This window comes from Kitasatospora sp. NPDC004723 (assembly GCF_040609255.1).
Taxonomy (GTDB): domain Bacteria; phylum Actinomycetota; class Actinomycetes; order Streptomycetales; family Streptomycetaceae; genus Kitasatospora.
The window spans coordinates 304,290-329,324 of sequence record NZ_JBEXJT010000004.1 but is presented as its reverse complement, the minus strand read 5'-3'; the positions used below and the strand labels follow the sequence as shown (position 1 = coordinate 329,324).

Below are 25,035 nucleotides of genomic sequence, written 5' to 3'. Positions count from 1 at the left end.
CGCACCCGTCGGTCAGACCGGCAGGCCGACCAGCCCCGGCGCCTCGCCCGTGACGTGGCCGGTGGTCTGGCCGACCACCCCGGTGGCGTCCCCGACCTGCCCCGGCAGGGCGTTCGGCACCGAGGCGAGCGGACCGCTCTGCAGCGGTCCGGTCAGGTCGCCCTGGCCGACGAGGCCGGCGGCGTGGGCGCTGGGGGCGGTCAGGGAGGCCACGACGCCGACGGCGAGCGAGGCGACGGCGAGCATGCTGCGCTTCTTCATGCCCCCTCCAACGACGCTCCGCCACCCGGGTCACGGCCCGGCCGCGGTTCAGGGGCGCGCCGGGGTCGGCGGCGCGCCCCCACGGTCACGTCTCGTGGGTGGTCACTTCGTGCGGTCGGCCGGGGTGGTCGGGGCGGACAGGGTGGTCGGGGCGGACGGGGTGAGCGGGCCGTCCGGAGCCTGTCCGGCCGGGCGGACCGAGGCGACCATCGTGTCCAGCGTCGCGAGCGTCTCCTTCGACGGACGGCGCAGACAGCCCGTCAGCTGGACCACCTCCGGCCGTCCGCCCAGCACGAGCTTCCGGAAGCCGATCACCCGCTGAGTGCCGCCCATCACCCCGCAGTCCTCGTCGTTCAGCACGGGGTGCAGCAGTTCCTCGCCCCCGTACTTGCCGACGGCGCCCGGATCGCGCACCAGCCGGAGGGCGAGCACCACGCCGCCGTTGGACAGCCCGCCCGCGGAGACGCAGACCGAGTCCTGCAGGCCGACGCGGGTCGGGCAGGCGGACTCGTCGGACAGCTGCTGGGAGGCGAGGTAGCCGACGGGCTCCTGATGGTTGGGGGCGGGCAGGACCGTGAGGTCGTACCAGCCCTCCGGAACGTCGACGGCGATGTCGTCCAGCCCGCGGAAGCGGACCGTCCGCTGGTCGGCGGCCCCGCTCTCCGGCGAGGCGCTCGGCGACGCGTCGGCGGGCGGGCCGGAGGCGGCCGGGCCGAGCGCGGTGGCCGGCGGTCCGGGCGCCAGCGCGGGCGCCGCGGCCAGTACGGCGGCGGTCAGTCCGACGGCCAGTCCGCCCGCGAGGGCGGCGCGGCGACGGCGGCGGCGGGTCCGGAGCACCCGGGCCAGCACGCGCTCCATCCGGTCCTCGGGCGAGGGCAGCGGGGGGGCGGCCAGCTGGAGCAGGACCCGCAGCTCGTCCGCCACCTCGCGGTCCTCGGCCGTCTCCCGCTCCCCGGCGTCCGCAGCGGTGAACTCAGGATCCGTCACGACGACCACCTCCGTTCATGAGCAGCTCCCGGGCGGGCAGCCGACCGCGCAGCGCCTGCAGGGCGCGGTGCGTCTGGCTCTTGACGGTGCCCGTGGTACAGCCCAGCGCCTCGGCGGTGTCCTCCACGCTGAGGTCCTCGAAGAAGCGCAGCACCACCACGGCCCGCTGCCGGGGCGGCAGCGCCCGGACGGCGGCCGCCACCACCTGGCCCATCACCACGTCGTCGAAGGGGTCCGCGGCCGCCGGCGGCTCGGGCAGCTGCTCGTGCGGCAGCTCCCCGTGCCAGCGACGGCGCCACCACGAGACGTGCGAGTTCACCAGCACCCGGCGCACGTACGCCTCGGGCCGGTCGATGGAGATCTGCTCCCAGCGCGGCCACACCCTGGCGAGCGCCGTCTGCAACAGGTCCTCGGCCAGGTGCGGGTCGCCGGTCAGCAGCCAGGCCATCCGGAGCAGCCGGGGGCTGCGGGCGGCAACGAACTCTTCGAAGTCCGGTGTCGCGTTCCTCATCCCGCTGCCCCCGCCATGCCGTTCCCGCCGCCGTTTCCGTCACCCGTGCCGCCACGTCGGCGGCGGTCCTGCCGGTCGGCCGTGGCCGCCGGGTCCTCGCTGTCGTTCTCACGGCTGCTGAACGCGTTGGGGTCCGCTCCGGGTTGCCCCGCTCGGCGGTCCGGTTTCCCGTCCACTCTGCCGCAGGGTCCGGCCGGGGTTCCACAGGGGTGCCGGGGCGGCGGGATGGCGGGACGGTGCGTCGCGGTGCAGGGCGGGAGCGGGCCGGGAACGGCCAGGGGCAGCCGGGTGCAGCCGGAGGCGGATGCTGGACGGCCCGCGAGCCGGCCGGGACTCGGCCGGGCGGCGGGCGGGCCGTGGCCACCACGATCCGCCCCCCACCACGGCCCGCCAAGGGCGCGCGAAGGGCGCCCGGGGGCACCGGCAGGGCGCGCCTGACCGGGCGGTCCGCCCGCCCCACGCCGCCCGCCGCCCCACGCCGCCGCCCCGCGTCGCCGCCTCCCCGAACCGCTCAGAGCGTCCCCGACCCGTGCGGCACACCTCCCGTCTCCCGGGCGACGCCGGGATCCACCTGGTCCACCGTCCAGTCGGGGTGACCGGGCATCGGCGGGGTCCGTTCGCCGTAGAGCCACGGGTGGAGGAAAGCGCTCAGTGGCTGCCCGGACACCTCGTCGGCCGTGCGCAGGAAGTCGGCGGTGGTGGCGGTGCCGTGGCCGTGGCGCCGCAGGAAGGCCTGCTCGATCCGGTCGAACACCTCCGGCCCGACCCGCTCCCGCAGGGCGAACAGCACCAGCGCGCCCCCGGTGTAGCGCTGGCTGTCGAACAGCGTCGCGGCGGTCGGCGCCGCCACCGGACCGGAGTCGTGGCGCCACTGGTCGCCCCGGGCGTAGACGGCGCGCATCCGGTCGGTGAGCGTGGTGAAGCCGCCGGAGTCCGGCCAGCCGCGCTCGTAGTGGTACATCAGCCCGTAGAAGTCGGCATGGCCCTCGTTCAGCCAGAGGTCGGCCCAGCTGCCCGGGGTGACGCTGTTGCCGAACCAGGAGTGCACCAGCTCGTGCATCATGTGCGAGCCGATCAGCGGCTCCGCCCGGCGCAGGAAGTCCGGCTTGTAGAGCGTCAGCGTCTGCGTCTCCAGCCCGGTGAAGCCGAACGCCGCCGGATCGTCGGTGTCGACGGGCAGCAGCCCGTAGGTCTCGAACGGGAACCGTCCGAGGTGCTGCTCGGCCCAGGCCAGCTGGCCGGGCGTCAGGGCGAGAGCCGGTTCCAGGTCGGCGGCCCGCGCGGTGGGCACGACGTCGCGCAGCGGCAGGCCGTCCGGGCCCCGACGCTCCCGGACCGTGTAGCGGCCCACCGAGGCCTGGACCAGCTCGGTCGCCATCGGCTCGCGCGAGACGTAGCGCCGGGTGGTCGTGCCGTCGGGGTGCGGCTCGGTGGCGGTGAGCAGGCCGTTGGCCGCGCCGTACAGCTCGTCGGGCGCGGTGACGGCGATGGCGAAGCGGGCCTTGTCGCCAGGCCGGTCGTTGCACGGGAAGACGGTGTGCGCGCCGTCCGGCTGCCCGGCCACCGCGAAACCGTCCGGAGTCACCACCCACCCGGTGTGCGGCAGTGCCGCGCGCGGGTCGGCGGTGTACACGACCTCCACCCGCAGCACGGCGCCCGCCCGCACCGGTCGGGTCGGCAGCACGGTCAGTTTCTCCTCGTGCGCCCGGAAGCCGGCCGGGCGGCCGTCGACCCGCACGGCGTGCACGTCCAGGCCGAGCGCGTCCAGCTCCAGGCCCGTCGACCGCTTCAGCACCCGGGCGGTCAGCACGGTGGTGCCGTCGACCTTGCGGTCGGCGGGGCGGTAGTCGAACGCGAGGTCGTAGGCGAGCGCGTCGTAGGCGGTGGTGCCGAGCGAGGGGAACACGGGGTCTCCGCTGCCCGCCGTCGGCACGCCCGCCGCCGGGGCGGGCCCGAGCGGGAGCACGGCCAGCGCGAGCGCGGCGGTGAGGACGGAACGGCGCCAGGACAAGGCGATCACCTCTCTCGTGTCGAAGCTCTCCTGTCGAACGGACCCGCTCCCCGGCGCCGGAGCGGGCCCCGGTTCCGGTGAGCGATCTACTGGGCACGGACCGTAGCAGAGGGCTCCGACAATCGATGCGACACGCGGCGTCGCCCGGATGGAGCACTTCGGTAGCCGAGCGGCTGCGCAGTGTCATATCGTCGAAGAGCTCCGCCCCCTGACGGGCGGGGCCACGGCCGCCGGAGCGCCTGGCCAGGACCGGCGGCCGTACTCGTGCCCGCACGCCTTACCCGCCGCGCCCGCCGCCTCGTAGGCTGGGCAGCCGCGCCGGCCGACCGCAGCCCCGCCGGCCCACCGGACCGGCAGGAGCAAGCCCCGTGACCAGCCCGCACTTCGTGGTGATCGGCGAGTGCGTCGCCGACGTCGTCCGCACCGACGGCGCGCCCGACACCGTCCACCCGGGCGGCAGCCCGGCCAACGTCGCGTACGGACTGGCCCGGCTGGGGGAGCCGGTCGGGCTGCTCACCGAGCTCGCCGACGACCCCTACGGCCGGCTGATCCGCGCCCACCTGGAGTCGGCCGGGGTGACCCTGCTGCGCGAGCCGTCCGCCGCCGCCACCGGCCCGCGCACCCCGTCGGCGGTGGTGCGGCTGGACGCCGAGGGCCGGGCGCACTACACCTTCGACATCGGCTGGACCCTCCCGGCCGGCGACCTCCCCGTCCCGCCGGGGCACCTGCACATCGGCTCGATCGCGGCCGTGACCCCGCCCGGCGCGGCGGCCGTGCTCGCGCTGGTCGAGCGGTGGCACGGCCGGGCCACCGTCAGCTACGACCCGAACGTGCGGCCCGCGCTGATGGGCGAGCACGCCGAGGCCGTCCGCCGGGTCGAGCGCTGCGTGGCGCTCAGCGACCTGGTCAAGGCCAGCGACGAGGACCTCGCCTGGCTCTACCCCGACCGCACCCCGGAGGAGGCCGCCCACCACTGGCTCGGCCTCGGCCCGGCCACCGTCGCGGTCACCCGCGGCCCGGCCGGCGCCTTCGCGCTCACCGCCGACGGCCGCCGCATCGAGGCCGCCGCCCGCCCGGTCCGGGTCGCCGACACCGTCGGCGCCGGCGACGCCTTCACGGCCGCCCTCCTGCACGCCCGCCACACCGGCGCCGACCTCCCCACCGCCCTCACCCGCGCCACCACCGCCGCCACCCTCACCGTCACCCGCCCCGGAGCCACCCCACCCGACACCGTCGAACTGGCGGCAGCCCTGCGCGGATAGCCCCACGTCGGCCCCGTCGCAAGACGGCCGCGATCACCATCGCCACGCTCACCTCGGCGGAGCAGCCGGCCGGCGCTCCCACCCACGCACAACCGACCGGCACCGGGTGACGCCCCCCCAGCTCCGAGTGCGGCGGGCCACCCCTGGCAGGCTTTCCTGGCAACGGTGCTGCCATCGTAGAACTCATGGGAACGGCAGGAACGACACCGGAAGCGGAAGCCCCGACGCAGCGCGGGCTCACGATTCCGGGTGAGGTGGCGTGCCGCTATCAAGCGGATGAAGTCCGCCCGGAGGACCTGCCGATGACCGCTGCTGACGCGCTCGCGGCCGGATTCGACACACCGACGCTGTGCGAGCTCGCCGGCCGGCCGCGCGACGCCGGCGACCACGAAATCCGCAGCGCCTTCGAGCAAGCACTCGCCGAGTCCGGGATCGAGCTGCCCGACCGGGGCCTGGCGCGGCGCCACGGCCTGCGCAGACTGGCGGCGAGACTTGTCGAGGGACGCCGAGCTGCGGATCGCGGCGCTCGCCCTGACAGCGTCTGCGCCGATCGGCCCCGGCTGCTGACCCCGCCGTGATGTGGCGGCATGCTCGCTCGTGCCGGTGTCGGCCCGTGGGCCGAGCGTTCATCATGTTCCGGATGTTCCTGCGCGCGTTGTGCCGACCGAGGCCCAGCGTGCTGTTCGGCGCGGCGGCGGGTCAGGCGCCCAGGGGGCGGGTCTGCTGGGTGTCGGAGTCGAAGGTGCGGGCCGTGTCGAAGGTGCCGGTGAGGTCGGGGTGGCGGCCGAGGAGGGTGTGGGCGAGGGTGACGTCGTCCGGGGGGAGGCGGCGGGTGAGGCTGAGGTGGGGGGACCAGCGGCCGGGGACGTAGTGGGGGTCGGGCTCCTCGGCGTGTTCCAGGGCCTGCCAGACCCGGTGGTGCAGTTGCAGCAGCTCGAGGGTCGGGACGACCGACCAGCTGAGCACCCGGCGGCGGCTGCGGGCGGCGAAGGAGAGCAGGCCGGTCAGGCGGACGGTCAGCGGCAGGGCGTCCGCGAGGAGTTCGTCGAGCCGCTCGACCGCCTCGGCGGGCATCCCCGCGCAGGCGGCCAGGGTGAGGTGGGGGCGGTGGCCGGGGTGCGGGTTGTGGGCGAGGCTGTCCACGCCGCCGTCGGCGAGCTGCCGCCAGACCGCGCGCACGGCGCGGTCCAGCGGCGGGTCGCAGAGCAGCTCAACGGTCTGCACGGGTGAGGTCCTTGGCGTACCAGATCTCGGCGTACGGGCGGTCGGTGTAGGCGGGGATCTCCCGGTAGCCGTGCCGGGTGTACAGGGTGCGGGCCTCCACCAGGTCGAGCCGGGTGTCCAGGACGATCCGTTCGGCGCCGAGCGCCCGCGCCGCCTCGTCGATGGCCGCCATCAGCCGGGCGCCGCCGCCGGTGCCGCGTCGGACCGGCCGGACGTAGACCCGGGTCAGCTCGACGGTGGTGGCGTCGATGACGCGCAGTCCGGCGCAGGCGGCGGGCTCGTCGGCGTAGCGGCCGAGCAGGAAGACCCCGGTGGGCGGGGCGAGGTCGTCGCTGGGGGAGCCGGCGAGGCCGGTCTCGATCTCCTCGGGGGTGCCGTCCCGCCCGAGGTGCAGCCGGTAGTAGCTGGTGGCGACGTCGACGTAGTAGTCCCGCAGCAGCGCCAGGGCCTCGGCGGACCCGACATCGGCGGGCGCGATCGCCCAGAGTTCGGTCGTGCTGCGCTGCGTGCTGATCGTCATGCGCGCATTATCGGTCGCCCGCCGACCCTGTTGCGAGCCCTTTTCGATCATCCTCTCGATCGTCCACGCCCTGGTGAGCCGGGTGGGTGACGGGGGGATTGGGCGGTCGGCGTGGCGGGGGAGCAGTGGGGCTATGGATAGACCATCAGATAGTCGTACTGGTGGGGGATCGGCGGGGCGGCAGGCGCGGCGGGGGCGCAACGGGCTGGTCGCGGCGGTGTGCCTGGCCGCCGCGGTCGCGGGGTGCGGCGCTCCGGGCGGGGGCGGCGCGGCGCCCTCGGCCGAGCGGACCGCGGCGAGCGCGCCGACGAGCACGGCAGCGGGCGCGGCGGCGGGCGCGGCGGCAAACGCGGAGGGCACGTCGGCGGACCGGGGCGGGCCGCGCGCGGCCGCGGCGCCGCTGGTGCTGCCGGGCCCGGCCCGCGCCGAGGAGGAGGCCGGCGGCGAAGCCGTGGCCCGCAAGGCGCGGGCCGCCAGGACGGCGCTGGAGACGGCCGCGCGGTGGGGCCTGGCGCGGCCGCCGCTGCCCGCCCCGCCGCCCCCGGCGAGCCGCCCGGCGCTGTTCGCCACCCAGGGGGTGAAGCTCGCGGAGGGGCTGCCGCCGGTGGTCTACCGGGTGCCCACCGAGGAGCGGATCGTCTTCCTCACCGTCGACGACGGCGCCGAGAAGGACCCGGAGTTCAGCCGGATGGCCGCCGAACTGGGCGTCCCGCTGTCCACCTTCGTCGCGGACTACCTGGCCCGCTCCGACTACGGCTACTTCCGCAGGCTGGCCGCCCAGGGCGACGCGGTGAACAACCACACCATCAACCACCGCAACCTCAAGGTGCTCGACTACGGCACCCAGCACGAGGAGATCTGCCGCCAGCAGGACCAGCTGGAGGAGCAGATCGGCACCCGACCGCGGCTGTTCCGCCCGCCGTACGGCGAGTACAACGAGGACACCCTGCGGGCGGCCGGGTCCTGCGGCGTCCAGGCGGTGCCGCTGTGGAACGAGGAGGCGTTCCCGGACCACATGGAGTACCGCTACGAGGACCAGCGGCTCCACCCGGGTGACATCATCCTCACCCACTTCCGCGGCACCGACCTGTGGAACGGCACCATGCCCGACCTGCTGCGCAAGGTGGTCGACGAGGTGACCGCGCAGGGCTTCGCGCTGGCCCGGCTGGACGACTACCTGTAGCCGGGGCCGGCGGGCGGGGGAGGGGGTGGCTCAGTCGAGCGAGAGGGCGTCCAGGTACACCCAGGCGCCCTCGTGCCGGACGAACCGGCTGTGCTCGGTGAGGACGCCCTCCTCCCGCCCGTCCGCGTAGTGCGCCCGGAAGGCCACCGTGCCCTCGGCGTGGAACGGTCCGCCCTCGGTGGTGGAGAGCACCTCCAGCCGCAGCCAGCGCAGCCCCGGGTCGAAGTCGACCGAGTCCGGCCTGGTGTCCGGGTGCCAGGTGCGCAGCAGATAGGTCTCGTCGCGGGCGGCGAAGGCGCTGTAGCGCGAGCGCATCAGGGTCTCGGCGGTGGTCGCGGCGTTCTGGCCGCGGTGCAGCCGGCCGCAGCACTCGGCGTAGCTGGCGGGCAGGCCGCAGGGGCAGGGCGAGGAGGGCAGCAGGCGCGGCGCGGGGGCGGTGGCGCGTTCGGCGGATCGGCGTCGGGACATGGGTCCATTCTGGCGCCTCGCGGGGCCGGCTCCGAAGCGGTGCGGGCGCGGTCCGGCGGGGTGGACCGCAGCGGTCCCGCCGAGGCCTTCCGGGGGGCCCTCCCTGAGCTCTTCCGCCGGCGCGGCGGAATGGCCTGAAGTTGACCGTCCTCCGACAATTCGGAAGGCGGAAATCCGCTTGCACCGACGTCAGGGCATGCGTGCCCGTAGCTGACGGGGTGTCGAAAGAGACCGTATCGGTCCGCACTGGCCCTGCCAAGGCGCCTGACAATGTGTACGAAATCGCCAACGAACCGTCACACTTGAGCACCGCTGGCGGGCGTGTCGGGGGTGATCTTTCCGGCATATCGAACGAGTGACGGAAATGTGCTGGTGATTCGTAGATCTTTACCCCACCATCTCCCAGGGCACACCGCCCATTTCTCGCCGACCACAAGTCGATGCAGCAGCACCCCTCGGGAGAGAGTGATGAGTTCGACGGGATTTCCCCCGCTGGATCCGGCCGCGCCGCTGGCCGCACTGGTTACCGCGCAGGTCAGACGGACACCGGACGCCACCGCCGTGATCGACGGCACGCGCCGGCTGACCTACCGGGAACTGGACGCCGCGGCCGACGCGATGGCGGGACGGCTGGCCGCCGCCGGCGTGCGCGCCGAGACACTGGTCGGCGTCTGCCTACCGCGAACGGCGGACCTCGTGGTCAGCCTGCTGGCGGTGCTGCGGGCCGGCGGCGCCTACGTACCGCTCGACCCGGCGTACCCACGCGACCGCCTCGAACTGGTGGTCGGCGACGCGCAGGCCCCCGTCGTGGTCACCGACCGCGCCCACGAGCACCTGCTGAACGGGGCCGGCGCCACCCTCCTGTACGTCGACGGCGAGAGCCCCGCCGCTCCGCTCGACCCGGCCGCCGCGCGCCCCACCACCGGTGACGCCACCACCGACGCGCTCGCCTACGTGCTCTACACCTCCGGCTCCACCGGCCGCCCCAAGGGCGTCTCGGTCACCCAGCGCGGCGTCAACGCGATGCTCCGCTGGGCGGCTGGCACCTACACCGCCGCCGACCTCGCCGGCGTGCTCTTCGGCACCTCCGTGTGCTTCGACATCTCGGTGTACGAGCTGTTCCTCCCGCTCTCCGTCGGCGGCACGATCATCGTCGCGGAGAACGTCCTCGCCCTGCCCGAGCTGCCCGCCCGGGACGAGGTCACCCTGGTCAACACCGTGCCCAGCGCCATGGCGGCGCTGCTGCGCGGCGACGGCCTTCCCGGCGGCGGGGGTCTGCCGGGCACCGTGCGCGTGGTCAACCTGGCCGGCGAGGCCCTCCCCCGTCACCTGGCCGACAAGGTCTACGCCCAGCCCCTGGTCGAGCGCCTCTACAACCTGTACGGGCCCACCGAGGACACCGTCTACTCCACCTGGTCGCTGGTCTCCCGCGACGGGGCCGGCGAGCCGGTCATCGGCCGCCCGCTCGACGGCACCCTCGGCCACGTCCTGGACGAGCACCGGATACCCGTGCCCGACGGCGGCATCGGCGAGCTGTACCTCTCCGGCGAGGGCCTGGCCCGCGGCTACCACGGCCGCCCCGACCTCACCGAGGAGCGCTTCGTCCACGTCGACGGCCTGCGCTGCTACCGCACCGGCGACCTGGTCCGCCGGCTGCCCGACGGCGACCTGGAGTACCACGGGCGCGTCGACCACCAGGTGAAGGTCCGCGGCTTCCGCGTCGAGCTCGGCGAGATCGAGGCCGTGCTCGCCACCCACCCGGCCGTCGAGTCCGCCGCCGCGGTCGTCCAGCGCGACGAGGCCGGCGACTACCTGGCCGCCTTCGTCCAGCCCGCCGCCGGCGCCGCCGAGCCGACGCCCGCCGAACTGCGCGCCCACTGCGCCGCCTCGCTGCCCGGCTACATGGTGCCGCTGGCCGTCGCCGTCCTGGCGGAGATGCCGCTCACCCCCAACGGCAAGACCGACCGCAAGGCGCTGCCCCCGGTCGCCCGCAGCCGCGCCGGGCACGAGCTGTTCGTCGCCCCCCGCACCCCCGTCGAGAGCCGGATCGCCGAACTCTGGCAGGGCCTGCTCGGCGTCCCCGAGGTCGGCGTCCACGACGTCTTCCTCGACCTCGGCGGCCACTCGCTGCTCGCCGCCGGCCTGCTGGCCCGGATCGAGCGCGAATTCGGCACCCGGGTCCCGCTCGCCGAGTTCTTCGCCGCCCCGACCATCGCCTCCCTGGCCGTCCGGGTCGCCAACGGCGGCGGCGGACGGGCCTCCGTCGAGCCGCCCCGCCGCCGGGCCGACCTGCCCGCCCGCGCCACCGACTTCCAGCGCGAACTGTGGCTGCACGAGTCCATGCAGCACGACAGCCCGCTCTACAACGTGCCGCTGCGGATCCGCGCCGAGGGCGCCCTCGACCGCGAGGCGCTCGGCCGCGCGCTGACCGAGGTCGTCCGCCGCCACGAGGCGCTGCGCACCGCGCTGCGCGGAGCCGCGATCCCGACCGAGCACGACCCGGTCGACGCCGACGTCCGCCCGCCGTACGCGGTCGAGGTGCCGCTGCTCGACCTCACCGGGGCCGACGGCGCGCAGCCCGACGAGGAGGCGCTCGACGCCGCGCTGCGCGCCGAGGCCGGCCGCCCGCTCGACCTGTTCAACGGCCGGCTGCTGCGCGCCCTCGCCATCCGCACCGGCGAGGACCGGCACGAGCTGCTGTTCACCGTGCACCACGCCGCGATGGACGGCTGGGCCGCCGGGCTGTTCCTCGCCGAGCTCGCCCGTGCCTACCGGGACGGCGAACTGCCCGAGCCCGACCTCCAGCTGTCCGACGTCGCCCGCTGGGAGGAGCTCAACGTCGCGGCCGGCCGCGAGGCCGCCGAGCGCTGGGGCGAGCGGCTGCGCGGCATCGAGAGCGACCAGCACCTGCCCGGCGACCGCCCGCACCCCAACCCGCAGGACGTCGCAGGCCGCCGGATCGCCCGCCGGCTCGACGCCGGCCTGGTCACCGGCGTCGAGAAGTGGGCCGCCCAGGAGGGCGCCAGCCTCTACATGGCGGTGCTCGCCGCGCTCGGCGGGGTGCTGCACCGCTACACCGGACGCACCGACGTCGCCGTGCTCAGCCCCTTCGCCGTCCGCCCGGTGCCCGAGCTGGAGACGGTGCTCGGCTCGCTGATCAACACCGTCGCGCTGCGCTTCGACGTGGCCGGCACCGACAGCTTCCGCGAACTGCTCGCCCGGGTCCGCCCGGCCGTCCTGGAGGCCGCCGAGCACAGCGGCTTCCCGTTCGTCGAGCACGCCCGCGCCTCCGGCGGCTCGGCCGGCCTCACCGCCTCGCCGATCTCCCAGGTGCTGCTGGCCGTCCAGAACCACCCGGTGGCCGGCGTCGAACTGCCCGGCCTGAGCCTGACGTTCGTCGCCGAGGTGTGCAACAGCACCGCGAAGACCGACCTCTCGCTGTTCCTGGAGTTCCCGACCGACGGCCCGCTGCTGTCCGCCGAGTACCGGACCGCCCGCTACGACGAGCGGTCGGTGCGCGCCGCGCTCGACCACCTGGTCGCGCTGCTCGCCGCCGCCGTCGCCGAACCCGACCGCCCGCTCGGCGAACTGGTCATGCTCTCCGCCGCCGAACTCGCCGCCGACGAGCCGGTCAACCGCACCGAGGCGCCGGTCCCCGACGCCCGGCTGCACGAGCTGGTCGCCGCCCGGGCCGCCCGCACCCCGGACGCGCCCGCGGTGTCCGCCGCCGACGGCACCCTGAGCTACGCCGAACTCGACGCCGCCGCCGACCGGCTGGCCCACCTGCTGGCCGCCCGCGGCGCGGGCCGCGGCAGCCTGGTCGCCGTCGCCGTCCGGCGCGGCCGGCTGCTGCCCGTCGCCCTGCTCGGCGTGCTGCGCAGCGGCGCCGCCTACCTGCCGCTCGACGTCGACCAGCCGCTCGCCCGCAACCGCGGCGTGCTCGACGACGCCGGCGTCACCCTGCTGGTCGCCGACACCGCCACCGCCGGCGACGAGCTGCTGCACGGCCGCGAGAGCGTCCTGGTGGACGGCCCCGAGCACGCGGCCGCCCCCGCCGAGGCGCCCGCCGTCACCGTCGGCCCGGAGGACCCGGCCTACCTGCTGTACACCTCCGGCTCCACCGGCGCGCCCAAGGGCGTCGCCGTGCCGCACCGCGCGATCGTCAACTTCCTGACCTCGATGGGCCGCGAACCCGGCCTCACCGAGCGGGACGTGATGGCCGCCGTCACCACCGTCACCTTCGACATCGCCGGCCTGGAGCTGTGGCTGCCGCTGGTCACCGGCGCCCGGCTGGAGATCGCCGACCGCGCCACCGCCACGGACGGGACCGCGCTCGGCGCCTGGATCGACAAGCAGGGCGTCACCCACGTCCAGGCCACCCCCGCCACCTGGCGGATGCTGCTGGAGGCCGACTGGGCCGGCCGCCCCGGGCTGACCGCCCTGTGCGGCGGCGAGGCGCTCACCGCCGACCTCGCCCGCGCCCTGCTCGACCGGGTCGGCACGCTGTGGAACATGTACGGCCCGACCGAGACCACCGTCTGGTCCACCGTCCAGCGGGTCACCCCCGACATCGCCGCCCACAGCGGCGTGGTGGCCCTCGGCGCGCCCATCGCCAACACCCGGCTGCACCTGCTCGGCACCGCCGGGCAGCCCGTGCCGGTCAACGGCATCGGCGAACTGTGCATCGCCGGCGACGGCGTCGCGCTCGGCTACCACGGCCGGTCCGACCTGACCGCCGAACGGTTCACCGCCGAACCCGGCCGCACCGACGGCGCGCGGATGTACCGCACCGGCGACCTCGCCTGCCGCCGCGCCGACGGCCGCCTGGAGTACCACGGCCGCGTCGACGCCCAGGTCAAGCTCCGCGGCTTCCGCATCGAGCTGGGCGAGATCGAGGCCGCGATCACCGCCGTCCCCGGCGTCACCGCGGGCGCCGCCCGGCTCGTCGAGACCCCGGCCGGAGCGGCCCTGGCCGGCTACGCCGTCGCCCCGGGCCTCACCGAGGACGCGCTGCGCAGCGCCCTGATCGAGCGGCTGCCCGACTACATGGTGCCCGCCGGCCTGGTCCTGCTCGACGCGCTGCCGCTGACCCCCGCCGGCAAGGTCGACCGCGCCTCGCTGCCGGTGCCTCAGCTCGGCGGCGCCGGCGCCCCGCCCGAGGGCGACTGCGAGGAACTGCTCGCCGACCTGTGGATCGAGGTCCTCAAGGTCGAACGGGTCTCCCGGCACGACGACTTCTTCGCGCTCGGCGGCCACTCGCTGCTCGCCACCCGGCTGCTCGCCAGGATCCGGGACACCTTCGAAACCGAACTGCCCCTGCGCGTCGTCTTCGAGGACCGGACCCTGGCCGCCCTGGCCCGCCGCGTCGAGGAGCGCCTGCTGGAGGAGATCGACGACCTCGACGACCTCGGCGACGACCTCGGCCTCGACGCCACCGCCGGGAGCGCCCAGTGAGCCACCGCACCGCATCCGGAACCACCGGCAACACCGGAGAGCCCGGAACCACCAACGCACGCCCGGCCGCCGGAGACACCGGCGCCCGAACGGGGGAGCCCGCATGACCGACCAGCCCACCGCCGGGACCGTCCCGGAACCGGATCCGGCCGCCAGACGGCAGGAACTGCTGCGCCGCCGCCTCGCCAAGGCCAAGGCCGCCAAGGAGGCGGCCGCGGCCGGCGGCGGCACCGACCGCCGCACCATCGCCCCGCGCCCCGAGGGAACCCCGGCGCCGCTCTCCTCGGCCCAGCGCCGGATGTGGTTCCTGGCCCAGTACGAGCCGGACAGCGCCGCCTACCACATCCCGCTCGCCCTGCGCATCGAGGGCGAGCCCGACGAGGCCGCCCTCGCCGCCGCCCTCACCGACGTCCTCGCCCGGCACGAGGTGCTGCGCACCGTCTACCCGGAGGTCGACGGCGAGGTGCGCCCCGAGGCGCTGCCCGCCGACCGGTTCACCCTCACCACCGCCGACGTCCCCGCCGAGCAGATCGAGGCCCGGCTGGAGACCGAGGCCCGCCGTCCGTTCGACCTCGCCGCCGACCTGCCGCTGCGCGCCGCCCTGCTGCGCACCGGCGACGGCGCCGTGCTCAGCCTGGTGCTGCACCACATCGCGGCCGACGGCTGGTCGATCGGCGTGCTCTTCGGCGACCTCGCCACCGCCTACGGCGCCCGCCGCACCGGCGCCGCCCCGGCGTTCACGCCGCTGCCCGTCCAGTACGCGGACGTCGCGCACTGGCAGCAGACCGAGCTCGCCGCCGAACTCGACCGCCAGCAGGCCTGGTGGCAGGAGCGCCTGCGCGGCGCCACCGCCACCGTCACGGTGCCCGCCGACCGGCCGCGGCCGGCCGTCGCCGGCACCACCGGCGCCCGGTTCACCGCGGAGCTCGGCGCCGAGCGCAGCCGCCGCATCCGCGCCCTCGCCGAACAGACCGGCAGCACCGTCTACATGGTGCTGCTGGCCGCCCTGCAGACCGTCCTCGGCCGCTACACCGGCAGCGAGGACGTCACCGTCGGCACCCCGATCGCCGGGCGCACCCGCAGCGAGACCGAGCCGCTGGTCGGCTGCTTCGTCAACACCCTGGCGATGCGCACCGACCTCTCCGGCGACCCGACGGTCCGTGAGCTCCTGGAGCGCGTCAAGGACGCCACCCTGGGCGCCTACGGCCACCAGGACCTGCCGTTCGAGCGGCTGATCGACGCCCTCGGCCTGGAGCGCGAACTCGCCCACACCCCGCTGTTCCAGGTCCTGCTGAACGTCCACAACCAGGCCGAGGCCCGCCCCGAGCTGCCCGGCCACAGCGTCGACTGGCAGCCGATCGGCACCGACACCGCCAAGTTCGACCTGTCGGTGGCCGTCGTCGACACCGGCGGCGACCTCGCCGCCGACCTCGTCTGGCGCACCGAGCTGTACGACGAGGCCACCGTCCGGCGGGTCTTCGGCCACCTCACCACAGTGCTCGACGCGATGGCCGCCGGCCCCGACCGCCCGCTCGCCGAGCTGGCCCTGCTCACCCCGTCCGAGCAGCGGCAGCTCACCGCCTGGGACGACGAGACCCTGCGCACCTGGGACCTAGACGGCACCCTGCACGGCCTGGTCGAGGAGCAGGCCCGCCGCACCCCCGACGCGCCCGCCGTGCGCGGCGCCGACGGCGTCCTCAGCTACGCCGAACTCGACCGGCGCGCCAACGCGCTGGCCCACCGGCTGCGCGAGCACGGCGTCGGCCCGGACCGCCCGGTCGGCCTGCTGGTCGAGCGCTCCGCCGCCCTGGTGGTCGGCATGCTCGGCATCCTCAAGGCCGGCGGCGCCTACCTGCCGCTCGACCCGGTCTACCCGGACGGGCGCATCCACGCGCTGCTCGACGCCGCCGGGGCCGCCGCCGTCGTCACCACCGACGACCTGCGCGAGCGGCTCACCGCCGACCTGCCGGTGGTCGTCGCGGACGGCGAGGAGCGCGCCGACGCGCCCGAGGCGGACGTCCGCCCCGAGCACCTCTGCTACCTCATCTTCACCTCCGGCTCCACCGGCGCGCCCAAGGGCGTCGCCGTCGAGCACCGCAACTACCGCAACTACCTGCACGGCCTGCGCGAGCGGATCGGCGGCGACCAGCAGGGCTGGAACTGGGCGCTGGTCTCCACCTTCGCCGCCGACCTGGGCACCACCAACGTGTTCGGCGCGCTCACCGGCGGCGGCTGCCTGCACCTGCTGACCCGCGACCAGGCCACCGACCCGGACGCCTTCGCCGCCTACGCGGCCGAGCACCGGATCGACGCCATGAAGCTGGTCCCCAGCCACCTGGAGGGCCTGGCCGCGCACGGCACCGGCCTCGGCGCGATCCTCCCCGCCCGGCTGCTGATCTGCGCCGGCGAGGCGCTGCGGCCCGACCTGGTGGCCCGGATCCGCGCCGCCCGGCCCGACCTGCCGCTGCACAACCACTACGGGCCCACCGAGACCACCGTCTCGATGCTCGGCATGCCGGTGCCCGCCGACCTCGGCGACGCGGCCACCGCGCCGCTCGGCCGGCCGTTCGGCAACGTCCGCGCCCACCTGCTGGACGCCCACCGGCGCCCCGTCCCGCTCGGCGTCCCCGGCGAGCTGTATGTCTCCGGCGGCGGCGTCGCCCGCGGCTACCTCGGCCGCGACGACCTCACCGCCGAGCGCTTCCTGGAGGTGGACGGCCACCGCGCCTACCGCACCGGCGACCTGGCCCGCCGCCGCCCCGACGGCGCGATCGAGTTCCTCGGCCGGATCGACCACCAGGTCAAGATCCGCGGCTTCCGGGTCGAGATCGGCGAGGTCGAGGCCGAGCTGACCGCCCGCCCCGAGGTGCGCGAGGCCGTCGTGGTCGCCCGCGGCGAGGGCGCCGCCCGCTCCCTGGTCGGCTACCTGGTGCCCGCCGACCCGGCCGCCGCGCCCGACCCGGGCGAGCTGCGCGCCGCGCTGCGCACCCGGCTGCCCGACTACATGGTCCCGGCCGCCCTGGTCGTCCTGGACGCCCTGCCGCTGAACGCCAACGGCAAGGTCGACCGGGCCGCGCTGCCCGAGCCGGTCGCCGCCCAGCCGGTCTCCGGCGGCGGCGAGCTGACCACCGACACCGAGCACGCGGTGGCCGAGGTCTACCGCAAGGTGCTGGAGGCCGAGGAGATCGGCGCGGCCGACGACTTCTTCGCGCTCGGCGGCGACTCCTTCTCCGCCGTGAAGGCCGTGCGCCTGATCGGTGACGGCCTGTCGGTCATCGACCTCTTCCAGCACCCCACCGTGCACGAGCTGGCCGCGCTGATCGACGCCCGGGCCGGCGGCACCGCCGACGAGGGCCCGCGCAGCCTGCTGCACAAGCTCACCCGCGGCAACGCCCCGGCCGGGATCAACGTGGTCTGCGTCCCCTACGGCGGCGGCAGCCCGATCACCTTCCAGCCGCTCGCCGACGCGCTGCCCGCCGGCCACCGGCTGTACGCCGTCGAACTGCCCGGCCACGACCCGAGCCGCCCCGACGACGAGCTCGCCGAGCTGGACGGGCTCGCCGACGAGCTGACCGCCCAGGTGCTGGAGAAGGTCGACGGCCCGGTCCTGCTCTACGGCCACTGCCTGGGCGGCGCGCTCGCCACCGCCCTCGGCGCCCGGCTGGAGGCGGCCGGCGTCGACCTGCGCGGCCTCGCGCTCGGCGGCACCTTCCCGGCCGCCCGGCTGCCCGGACGCTTCGCCGAGTGGATGGCCCGCCGGATGCCGGGCGACCGGGTGCTGTCCAACCGCGGCTACCTGGAGTACCTGCGCGCCATGGGCGGCTTCACCGACGTCTACGACCAGGCCGAGCAGGACTTCCTGGTCCGGGCGCTGCGCCACGACGTGCGGCAGGCCGAGGACTTCTACACCCGCGCCTACGGGGACGCGCGGCCGGAGAAGATCGACGCCCCGATCCTGTGCGTGGTCGGCGAGAAGGACCGCGCCACCCTGCTCTACGAGGAGCGGTACGCCGAGTGGGAGCACTTCGGCGACACCGTCGAGCTCGCCGTCGTGCCGCGCGCCGGGCACTACTTCCTCAAGCACCAGGCCGACGAACTCGCCCGGGTGCTGGCGGAGTTCGCCGCCACCGGGGAGATATCCACCCCGGCCGCGGTCAAGCGCCCGGCCGCCCGGGCCGAGCTGGGGATCTTCGCCAAGGTGGCGATCGGCCAGTTCGTCTCGATGATCGGCACCAGTCTGTCGACCTTCGCGCTCGGCGTCTGGGTCTACCAGCAGACCAACTCGGCCTTCGACTTCGCGATGATCTCGTTCATCGCGGTGCTGCCGGCCGTCCTGCTGCTACCGGTCGCCGGCGCGCTCGCCGACCGGGTCGACCGGCGCAAGATCATGATCATCACGGACACCGTGGCCGCCGCCGGCATGCTCGGCCTCGGTCTGCTGCTCTGGGCCGACCTGCTCGAGATCTGGCACATCTACGTGGTGGCCTGCATCGGCTCCACCTGTGGAGCCTTCCAACGGCCCGCCTACCTCGCCTCGATCACCCAGCTCGTGCCCAAGCGCTACCTGGGCCAGGCCAACGGCCTCGCCCAGCTCGGCACCGGCGCGGGCGACATGATGGCCATCCTCGCGGGCGGCGTGCTGGTCACGCTGATCGGCCTGCACGGCGTCGTGCTGTTCGACATGGTCACCTTCCTCACCGGTGTCACCTGCCTGCTGCTGGTCCGCTTCCCGGACGCCATGTTCGACAAGCAGGAGGAGCCGCTCTGGCGCGAGGTCGTCACCGGCTGGCGGTACATCGCGCGCCGGCACAGCCTGGTCGCGATGGTGGTCTTCTTCGTGGTGTTCAACTACCTGTTCGCCGTCGCCACCGTGCTGATCACCCCGATGGTGCTGGCCAGCGGCACGCCCCTGCAGCTCAGCGTCATCACCGCGCTCGGCGGCCTCGGGGCCATGGTCGGCGCCCTGGTCATGGGGCTCTGGGGCGGTACCCGCCGCCGCACCATCGGCATGATCGGCTTCACCTCGGTGGTCGGCCTCGCCGCCGTGCTGGCCGGCAGCCGGCCCGAGACCGTGCTGACCGCCTGCGGACTCTTCGTCCTCTGGTCGGCCATGATGATCCTCAACTCGCACTGGATGGCGCTGATCCAGACCAAGGTCGGGATGGAGCTCCAGGGCCGCGTCCTGGCGACCAACCAGATGCTCGCCATGTCGATGATGCCGCTCGGCTTCCTCACCGCGGGCCCGCTCTCCGACCACGTCTTCGAGCCGATGATGCGCCCCGGCGGCGCGCTGGCCGACTCGGTCGGCCTGGTGCTCGGCACCGGGCCGGGCCGCGGCGCCGGACTGCTGCTCGTGGTGGTCGGCCTGGTGCTCTTCGTCTGGGGCCTGCTCGGCCTCGCCTACCGGCCGCTGCGCCTGCTGGAGGACATCCTGCCGGACGCGCTGCCGGACGCCGAGATCGGTGACAAGGACGCCATCCAGGCCGAGGCCGACCGGCAGCTCGCCCTCGCCGAGGCCGCCCGCAAGGGCCGGAGCGTCCCGGGCTCCGTCCGGGTGCCGCACCCGTCCGGCAAGCCGGAGCCGGTCGAGGACGACGACCCCGCCGACCGGGTGCACGCCTCCACCGGCCGGTAGTACCAACCGCGCACACGCGCCCCCGTCCCCTCTCCGGAGGGGGCGGGGGCGCCGTCGTTCCCGCCCGACGGCCCCGGCCCTCGAGTCCGGGAAAGCGGAGTCCTGACTCTCATTCGGGGTGATCCGGCACCCCAGAAAGCTGGTCTGTCCACGACATGTCAACCCCTGCGACCATGGACGGACGCGCCGGCGGGGGAGCGGACTCCGCGGCCGGCGGTGTCTTTCCGCGTCTTCTCGGTAGAACGACCAAGGGGAGGGAACATCATGAAGAACCGGTTCAAGGGGCTGCTGGTGGCGGCCGCGGTCGCGGGCGCGATCGCGGGTGTGGCGCCGACGGCGCAGGCCGCGCCGATCACGGTCTGTACCGATGGCATCTTCGGCGGCGCCTTCATCTGCGACCAGGCCGACCCCAACCACGGCGAGACCTGGTGGAACCTGGCCGACGGGACCCGCCAGCTGTTCGTGATCGGTACGGACGGGGCGGTCTGGACGCGCTGGACCTACCCGGGGGGTGGGCTGAGCAGCTGGCAGAACTTCGGTGGCAAGTGGGCGCTCGACACCCCGTACATCGCCATCTCGCCCTCGCCGACCTCGGTGACCATCTCGGTCATGGGCGTGGACGGCCGACGCTGGTACAAGACCCGCCCGATCCCCGGCCCGTGGGGCGACTGGGTGACCGTCTGATCCGGCGCCAGGCCCGGACGGGCCCGGCGGTGGCGGGTGCGCACCCGCCACCGCCGGCGTTCAGAGCCGGGCGGTCACCGTCTTGGGGCGCTGGTACTCGTGCAGGGCCAGCACCGAGAGGTCGGTGCCCTGGCCGGAGGCGCCGCGGCCGCCGTGCGGGAGTTCGGCGGTCTGGACGAGGTGGCAGTTGATCCAGGTCTCGCCGGCGTCCAGCCGGGCGGTGAGGTCCAGAGCGGCGGACAGGTCGGCGGTCCAGACGCTCGCGCCGAGCGCCTGCGGCACGGCGTTGGCGAGGGCGAGCGCGGCGTCGACGGTGGGGGCGTGCTGGACGGTGAGCAGCGGGCCGAACACCTCCTCGACCACCGCCGGGTCGTCGTCCGGGAGGTCGGCGAGCAGCCGGGCCGGGCGCCAGAGGCCGTCGCTCCGGCCGGGCGCGGGCAGCGAGCGCCCGGCGCCCGAGGCGGCGAGGATCCGGTCGTGGCGGGCGGCCTGGTCGGGGTTGTTGAGCGGGCCGAAGTCCCGGCCGGCCTCGTGCTCGCCGAGCGCGGCGGCGAGGGCCTCGACGGTCCGCTCGTAGTTCGAGGTGAGGGTGATCACCCGGGCGGGCGCGGCGCAGCTCTGCCCGGCGTTGTAGGTGCACGCCGCCGCGAGCGCGGACCAGGTGTGCGCGGGGGCGTCCGGCAGCACCAGCACCGGGCCGTTGCCGCCGAGTTCCAGGCTGACCCGGCGGTGCCCGGCCCGGGCGGCGATGTCGGCGCCCGCGGTCGCACTGCCGGTGAAGGCGATCAGGTCCACCTCGGCCGCGACCAGCAGCCGGCCGGTGTCGCGGTCCCCGGGCAGGGCGGTGAGCACGTCCTCGCCGAGCGCCTCGGCGGCGTGGGCGGCGAGCAGCGTCGCGGAGTCGGGGGTGGTCTCGGCGGGCTTGACCACGACGGCGTTCCCGGCGGCGAGCGCCGGGGCGCCGCGCCAGGCGGCCATCAGCAGCGGGTAGTTCCACGGCACGACGGCGGCGACCACGCCGACCGGCTCCCAGCGCACCCAGCTCTCGTGGCCGGGCAGGTAGCGGCCGGCGGCCGGCGCGGTGCCGGTGCGCGCGGCGCCCGCGTAGAACCGGAACAGGTCGGCGACCTCGCGTATCTCGGCGGTGGCCTCCGCCTCGGGCTTCCCGGTGCCGGCCTGCTCCAGCACGGTGTACTCGGTGAGGTGGCGCTCGATCAGGTCGGCGAGCGCGTCCAGGCGGCGCTCGCGCTCGCGCGGGGTGAGCGCGCGCCAGCGCGCGGCAGCGGCCCGGGCGCGGGTGACGGTCGTGGCGACCTGCCCGGCGCGCGCGGGGACGAGCGTGCCCCGGGTGTGGCCGGTGCGCGGGTCGGTCAGGTGGAGCTCGGGTGCGGCGGCGGAGTCGGCGGTGGCGGAATCAGTGGCGGAATCAGTGGCGAGGTCGGTGGCGGAAGCGGTGGACGGTGCCATGGCGGGGCCTCCCGGGCCGGGGCAGCAGGGGACGTGGGCGAGCGGGTCACAGATCGTAGGAGCGCAGCCAGAGTTCCAGGGTGAGTACCAGCCAGAGCTTGCCGCCCTGACGGGGCAGCAGGGTGCCCTCGCGGCGCATCCAGGTGCGTACGGTGTCCGGGCGGACCAGCCCGCGTTCGCGGGCGGTGCGTCCGAGCAGCAGCTCGCCGGAGAGTTCGCGCAGCGGGCCGTGCAGCCACTGCTGGACCGGGACCCGCATGCCGCTCTTGGGCCGGTCGACGGCGGCCGCGGGCAGCAGGTCCCGCACGGCCTCCTTGAGCACCCACTTCTCCACCGTGCCGCGCAGTTTGAGGGTCGGCGGGGTGGCGAAGGCGTGGTCGACGACCTGCCGGTCGAACAGCGGTGAGCGGCCCTGCACCCCGCGCGAGGCGGTGAGCCGCTCGACCTTGGTGAGGATGTGGTGCGCGCCCTTGGTGCGCAGGTTGCAGTGCAGCAGCTGGTTGAGCAGCGCCCGCATCGGCCCGGGGGCCAGGTAGGGGGCGACGAAGCGGTGCGGCCGCGGTTCGCCGGCCAGGGCGTGCAGGGCGTCGGCGGTGAGCAGCCGGGGCAGGTCCTCGTAGCACTTGCGGTAGGACCGCAGGTAGGCCTCGGCCCGTGCCTCGGGGGACGGGTCGTCCCGGTGCATCTCGTGGACCAGCATCGGCAGGTTCTTCGGCCCGCCGTACACCGGGTCGCCGCCCTCGCCGTTGAGCGAGACGGTGATCCCGTCGGCGGCGACGGCCTCGGCGAGCATCAGGTTGGGGACGGTCAGCGGGTCGCCGACCGGGCTGTCGAGCAGGGCGACGGTGTCGGCGAGCCGGGCGGCGACCTCCTCGCCGGAGACGGTGAGGATCCGGTGCCGGGTGCCGCAGTGGTCGGCGACCAGTCCGGAGTACCCCAGCTCGTTGGGCAGCCGGTCGCCGAAGCTGATCGAGTAGGTGTGCACCGGGTGGTCGTGCAGCCGGGCGGCGAGCGCGGTGACCAGCGAGCTGTCGACACCGCCGGACAGCAGCACCCCGACCGGCCCGTCGTCCGGCAGCCGCCGGGCGGTGGCCTGTTCGAGCAGCCCGCGCAGCTCCCGGGCGTACGCCTCGGCCGGCGGCGCCTCGCCCTCGGGCAGGCGCTCGGCGGGCTCCCAGAACGGCTCCTGACGGGCGGAACCGTCGGCGGCCAGACGCAGCGCGCGGCCGGGCAGCGCCTCGTGGACGCCGCGCAGCAGGGTCTCCTCGCCGGGCAGGTAGGCGAAGGTGAGGAAGGAGCGGACGGCGGCCAGGTTGAGGCCGGTGCCGAGCGCGGGCCAGCGGCGCAGGGCGCGCAGCGAGGTGGAGGCGGCCCAGCAGTCGTCGGCGCGGGCGTAGAACAGGGTGCGGGTGCCGGCGTGGTCGCGGATCAGGACGAGGTCGGTGCCGTCGACGACGGCGAGTGCGAACATGCCGTCGGCCCGCCGCAGGCCGTCCGCGCCGAGCCGCCGCCACAGCCGCAGCAGCAGCTCGCCGTCGGGGCAGTCGGCGGGCGCGGGGGAGCCGGCCGCGGCGAGGGCGGCGAGCAGCTCGGGGCGGTTGTGCAGGGTGACCTCGCCGACGGCGGTGGTGCCGTCGACGGTGAACGGGCCGGTGGCGAAGCCGGGTTCGGCGTGCAGCAGGGCGGCCTGCGCGCCGTCGGGGGCGGGGGAGCCGGTGAGGGCGGCGAGGTGGGTGCGGGCCCGGTCGGCGTCCGGACCGGCGCAGGCGCAGCAGCGGGGCATGGTGGTGCGGTGCCTTTCGATCGAGTGGCGGCCCGCCGGGGCGGGGCCGGGGTGGTGCAGGGGGCCGCGCGGGGCGGCGGGGTGGCTCAGCCGAAGTCGTCGCCGTCCCAGCCGTCGTCGGAGTCGTTCCAGTCGCCGAAGTCGTCGGCGGCCCCGTCGTCGGCGGCCGGATCCACGTGGTGGCCGTCGTCGCCGTCGTCGCCGGTGGAGACGTCGCCGCCCCCGTCACCGCCCCCGCCGCCGGCGGCCTGCCGCCGGGCCTCGGCGCGCAGTTCCTCCTCCTCCGCCTCCGACAGCTCGTCCGGCGGCAGCTGCGCGGCGGTGATCGCGGCGACCCCGGCCACGCCGAGCGCGCCGACCACCACGCCCAGCCGCCCGCCGAAGGAGCTGCGGTTCAGGGTGACCAGCCCGCCGCCCCACACGGTGCGCCCGTAGCCGATGTCACGGCCGTACTCGGTGGCGCCGTCCGCGTGCCGCCGCTTGACCAGGTCGCGGCCGAGGGGTTCGTCGGTGCCGGAGCGGCCGAGGCTGTCGTGCCAGTGGATCTGCCGGTCGGTGCCGCGCCGGCGCCACTCGCTGCGGCCGTCCTCGTACCGGCGGTGCACTTGGCCGTCCGCCAGCAGTTCGTCGCGGTAGCCGAGGTGGCGTGCGTTGCTCATGGGTGCGGGGTCCTCACGGATCGGGACGGGACGGGGAGGGGGTGCGGGTTCAGCCGGTCGGCCAGCTGAGGAAGCCGCTGCCGCGCGCGGTGCGCACGCGCCGGCGCAGCGGGGTGCGGCGCGGTCCGGCCGTGCCGTCGCCGCGGACCTGGCGGATCACCGTGTGCAGCAGCCGGGCCGGGGCGACGGCGGCCAGTTCGATGGTCCGCCCGCTGCCGAGCCAGGCCCGCTCCTCGGGGCGCAGCCCGGCAGGCAGCGGCCCCCGGTAGCCGTGCGGGCCGCGTCCGGAGGTGAGGTGCAGGGTGGCGGCGTGCCGCGGCACCAGGCCCATCGAGCGCACCCGGACGCCCTGCGGCGCGCCCGCCGTCCCGCCCTCCCGGTTCGCGGCCCGGACCTCCTCGAAGCAGGCCAGCCCCGACGGACTGGCGTCGTGCAGCACGTGCACGACGGCGCCCCCGGCCCGCTCCAGCGCGGCCACCAGCCGTGCGTCCAGCGGGAGGTCACCGGCCGCGACGATCGGGCAGGCGGCCTCCAGGTGCAGGTCGTTGGCGAGCAGCATCGCGGTGATCTCCCGGCTCTGGCAGACCAGCAGCCGGGGCAGCCCGTAGTCGTAGAGGTCGGGCTCCGCCGCGTCGGCCGCCCCCGGACGGGCCGCCCCCGGACCGGCCGGACGCGGTGCGGGCGGCGCCGGCAGCAGGCCGGGCAGCTCCTCGCGGCGCGCGGCCAGCGCGGCGGCGAACCGGGCGTACCGCACGGGCGGCGCCAGCGTGTACGGGATCCGGCGCGGTCCGGCGTGCAGCGGCTGGAGCACCCGGCACAGCTCGTAGTAGAGCTGGCGCTCGGTGTACCGCAGCCCGCCGGGCGCCCCGGCCCGGGCGGCGGCGACGGTCAGCGCGCCGTCCAGCAGCGGACGCAGCGTCATGGGG

The 25,035-nt window shown here is 75.6% G+C and carries 17 protein-coding genes; 6 read left to right on the top strand and 11 right to left on the bottom strand.

All coding sequences use genetic code 11. The annotated features are described in order from the left end of the window. Window positions 1-12: 12 nt before the first annotated feature. The 4 genes from ABZW10_RS07720 to ABZW10_RS07705 all read right to left on the bottom strand — a co-directional run bounded on the left by ABZW10_RS07720 (window position 13) and on the right by ABZW10_RS07705 (window position 3,770). Complete coding sequence (locus tag ABZW10_RS07720) at window positions 13-261, bottom strand: hypothetical protein (RefSeq protein WP_355361426.1); 249 nt, start codon at window positions 259-261, stop codon at window positions 13-15. A 102-nt stretch (window positions 262-363) separates the two neighbouring features. Then, window positions 364-1,248, bottom strand: coding sequence for a hypothetical protein (locus ABZW10_RS07715; protein ID WP_355361424.1), 885 nt, complete (start codon window positions 1,246-1,248; stop codon window positions 364-366). Beyond that, complete coding sequence (locus tag ABZW10_RS07710; RefSeq protein WP_355361422.1) at window positions 1,235-1,759, bottom strand: SigE family RNA polymerase sigma factor; 525 nt, start codon at window positions 1,757-1,759, stop codon at window positions 1,235-1,237. Before ABZW10_RS07710 ends, ABZW10_RS07715 begins: the two co-directional genes overlap by 14 nt. Window positions 1,760-2,270: 511 nt before the next feature. After that, window positions 2,271-3,770 carry a M1 family metallopeptidase gene (locus ABZW10_RS07705; protein WP_355361420.1) on the bottom strand — a complete coding sequence of 500 codons (1,500 nt, stop codon included), beginning with the start codon at window positions 3,768-3,770 and terminating at the stop codon, window positions 2,271-2,273. Between the two features lie 368 nt (window positions 3,771-4,138). Here ABZW10_RS07705 and ABZW10_RS07700 point away from each other — a divergent pair, with 368 nt between their 5' ends. Next, window positions 4,139-5,032, top strand: coding sequence for a carbohydrate kinase (locus ABZW10_RS07700; protein ID WP_355361418.1), 894 nt, complete (start codon window positions 4,139-4,141; stop codon window positions 5,030-5,032). A 185-nt stretch (window positions 5,033-5,217) separates the two neighbouring features. Next, window positions 5,218-5,610 (top strand): hypothetical protein, encoded by a 393-nt coding sequence (locus ABZW10_RS07695; RefSeq protein WP_355361416.1) that lies wholly within the window; start codon window positions 5,218-5,220, stop codon window positions 5,608-5,610. A gap of 121 nt (window positions 5,611-5,731) precedes the next feature. Here the strand turns inward: ABZW10_RS07695 and ABZW10_RS07690 are convergent, their stop codons facing one another. Both ABZW10_RS07690 and ABZW10_RS07685 read right to left on the bottom strand, forming a co-directional pair. After that, the gene (locus ABZW10_RS07690; protein ID WP_355361414.1) at window positions 5,732-6,256 is read right to left on the bottom strand and encodes a 2'-5' RNA ligase family protein; all 525 of its coding nucleotides are present in this window, start codon (window positions 6,254-6,256) and stop codon (window positions 5,732-5,734) included. Then, on the bottom strand, window positions 6,243-6,776 hold the full coding sequence (locus ABZW10_RS07685) for a GNAT family N-acetyltransferase (RefSeq protein WP_355361412.1): 534 nt from the start codon (window positions 6,774-6,776) through the stop codon (window positions 6,243-6,245). Before ABZW10_RS07685 ends, ABZW10_RS07690 begins: the two co-directional genes overlap by 14 nt. Before the next feature lie 217 nt (window positions 6,777-6,993). On the opposite strand from ABZW10_RS07685, the gene ABZW10_RS07680 reads away from it, so the two are divergent. Next, window positions 6,994-7,959, top strand: a complete 966-nt coding sequence (locus tag ABZW10_RS07680; RefSeq protein WP_355361410.1) for a polysaccharide deacetylase family protein — start codon at window positions 6,994-6,996, stop codon at window positions 7,957-7,959. A gap of 30 nt (window positions 7,960-7,989) precedes the next feature. On the opposite strand, the gene ABZW10_RS07675 is transcribed toward ABZW10_RS07680, so the two are convergent. Beyond that, entirely contained in the window at window positions 7,990-8,427 is a 438-nt protein-coding gene (locus tag ABZW10_RS07675; protein ID WP_355361408.1) for a YchJ family metal-binding protein, read from the bottom strand. 468 nt (window positions 8,428-8,895) lie between these two features. On the opposite strand from ABZW10_RS07675, the gene ABZW10_RS07670 reads away from it, so the two are divergent. From ABZW10_RS07670 to ABZW10_RS07660, 3 genes are all read left to right on the top strand, one after another. Further along, window positions 8,896-13,881 carry an amino acid adenylation domain-containing protein gene (locus ABZW10_RS07670; protein WP_355361406.1) on the top strand — a complete coding sequence of 1,662 codons (4,986 nt, stop codon included), beginning with the start codon at window positions 8,896-8,898 and terminating at the stop codon, window positions 13,879-13,881. 103 nt (window positions 13,882-13,984) lie between these two features. Next, complete coding sequence (locus ABZW10_RS07665; protein WP_355361404.1) at window positions 13,985-19,516, top strand: amino acid adenylation domain-containing protein; 5,532 nt, start codon at window positions 13,985-13,987, stop codon at window positions 19,514-19,516. Between the two features lie 264 nt (window positions 19,517-19,780). Then, complete coding sequence (locus tag ABZW10_RS07660; protein WP_355361402.1) at window positions 19,781-20,200, top strand: hypothetical protein; 420 nt, start codon at window positions 19,781-19,783, stop codon at window positions 20,198-20,200. A 60-nt stretch (window positions 20,201-20,260) separates the two neighbouring features. On the opposite strand, the gene ABZW10_RS07655 is transcribed toward ABZW10_RS07660, so the two are convergent. The 4 genes from ABZW10_RS07655 to ABZW10_RS07640 form a co-directional block, all read right to left on the bottom strand. Continuing rightward, complete coding sequence (locus tag ABZW10_RS07655; RefSeq protein WP_355361400.1) at window positions 20,261-21,667, bottom strand: aldehyde dehydrogenase family protein; 1,407 nt, start codon at window positions 21,665-21,667, stop codon at window positions 20,261-20,263. Between the two features lie 46 nt (window positions 21,668-21,713). Next, window positions 21,714-23,450: an asparagine synthase C-terminal domain-containing protein gene (locus ABZW10_RS07650; protein WP_355361398.1), complete on the bottom strand. Its 1,737-nt coding sequence runs from the start codon at window positions 23,448-23,450 to the stop codon at window positions 21,714-21,716. An 86-nt stretch (window positions 23,451-23,536) separates the two neighbouring features. Beyond that, window positions 23,537-24,109, bottom strand: coding sequence for a hypothetical protein (locus tag ABZW10_RS07645; protein WP_355361396.1), 573 nt, complete (start codon window positions 24,107-24,109; stop codon window positions 23,537-23,539). Window positions 24,110-24,158: 49 nt separating this feature from the next. Beyond that, window positions 24,159-25,031, bottom strand: coding sequence for a hypothetical protein (locus tag ABZW10_RS07640; RefSeq protein WP_355361394.1), 873 nt, complete (start codon window positions 25,029-25,031; stop codon window positions 24,159-24,161). Window positions 25,032-25,035 lie beyond the last annotated feature (4 nt).

Bases quoted from the DNA above. Each gene is read 5' to 3' on its own strand.
- ABZW10_RS07655 (WP_355361400.1), bottom strand. From the start codon at position 21,667: ATGGCACCGTCCACCGCTTCCGCCACCGACCTCGCCACTGATTCCGCC.
- ABZW10_RS07660 (WP_355361402.1), top strand. From the start codon at position 19,781: ATGAAGAACCGGTTCAAGGGGCTGCTGGTGGCGGCCGCGGTCGCGGGC.
- ABZW10_RS07710 (WP_355361422.1), bottom strand. From the start codon at position 1,759: ATGAGGAACGCGACACCGGACTTCGAAGAGTTCGTTGCCGCCCGCAGC.
- ABZW10_RS07720 (WP_355361426.1), bottom strand. From the start codon at position 261: ATGAAGAAGCGCAGCATGCTCGCCGTCGCCTCGCTCGCCGTCGGCGTC.
- ABZW10_RS07640 (WP_355361394.1), bottom strand. From the start codon at position 25,031: ATGACGCTGCGTCCGCTGCTGGACGGCGCGCTGACCGTCGCCGCCGCC.
- ABZW10_RS07675 (WP_355361408.1), bottom strand. From the start codon at position 8,427: ATGTCCCGACGCCGATCCGCCGAACGCGCCACCGCCCCCGCGCCGCGC.
- ABZW10_RS07650 (WP_355361398.1), bottom strand. From the start codon at position 23,450: ATGCCCCGCTGCTGCGCCTGCGCCGGTCCGGACGCCGACCGGGCCCGC.
- ABZW10_RS07645 (WP_355361396.1), bottom strand. From the start codon at position 24,109: ATGAGCAACGCACGCCACCTCGGCTACCGCGACGAACTGCTGGCGGAC.
- ABZW10_RS07665 (WP_355361404.1), top strand. From the start codon at position 13,985: ATGACCGACCAGCCCACCGCCGGGACCGTCCCGGAACCGGATCCGGCC.
- ABZW10_RS07695 (WP_355361416.1), top strand. From the start codon at position 5,218: ATGGGAACGGCAGGAACGACACCGGAAGCGGAAGCCCCGACGCAGCGC.
- ABZW10_RS07685 (WP_355361412.1), bottom strand. From the start codon at position 6,776: ATGACGATCAGCACGCAGCGCAGCACGACCGAACTCTGGGCGATCGCG.
- ABZW10_RS07670 (WP_355361406.1), top strand. From the start codon at position 8,896: ATGAGTTCGACGGGATTTCCCCCGCTGGATCCGGCCGCGCCGCTGGCC.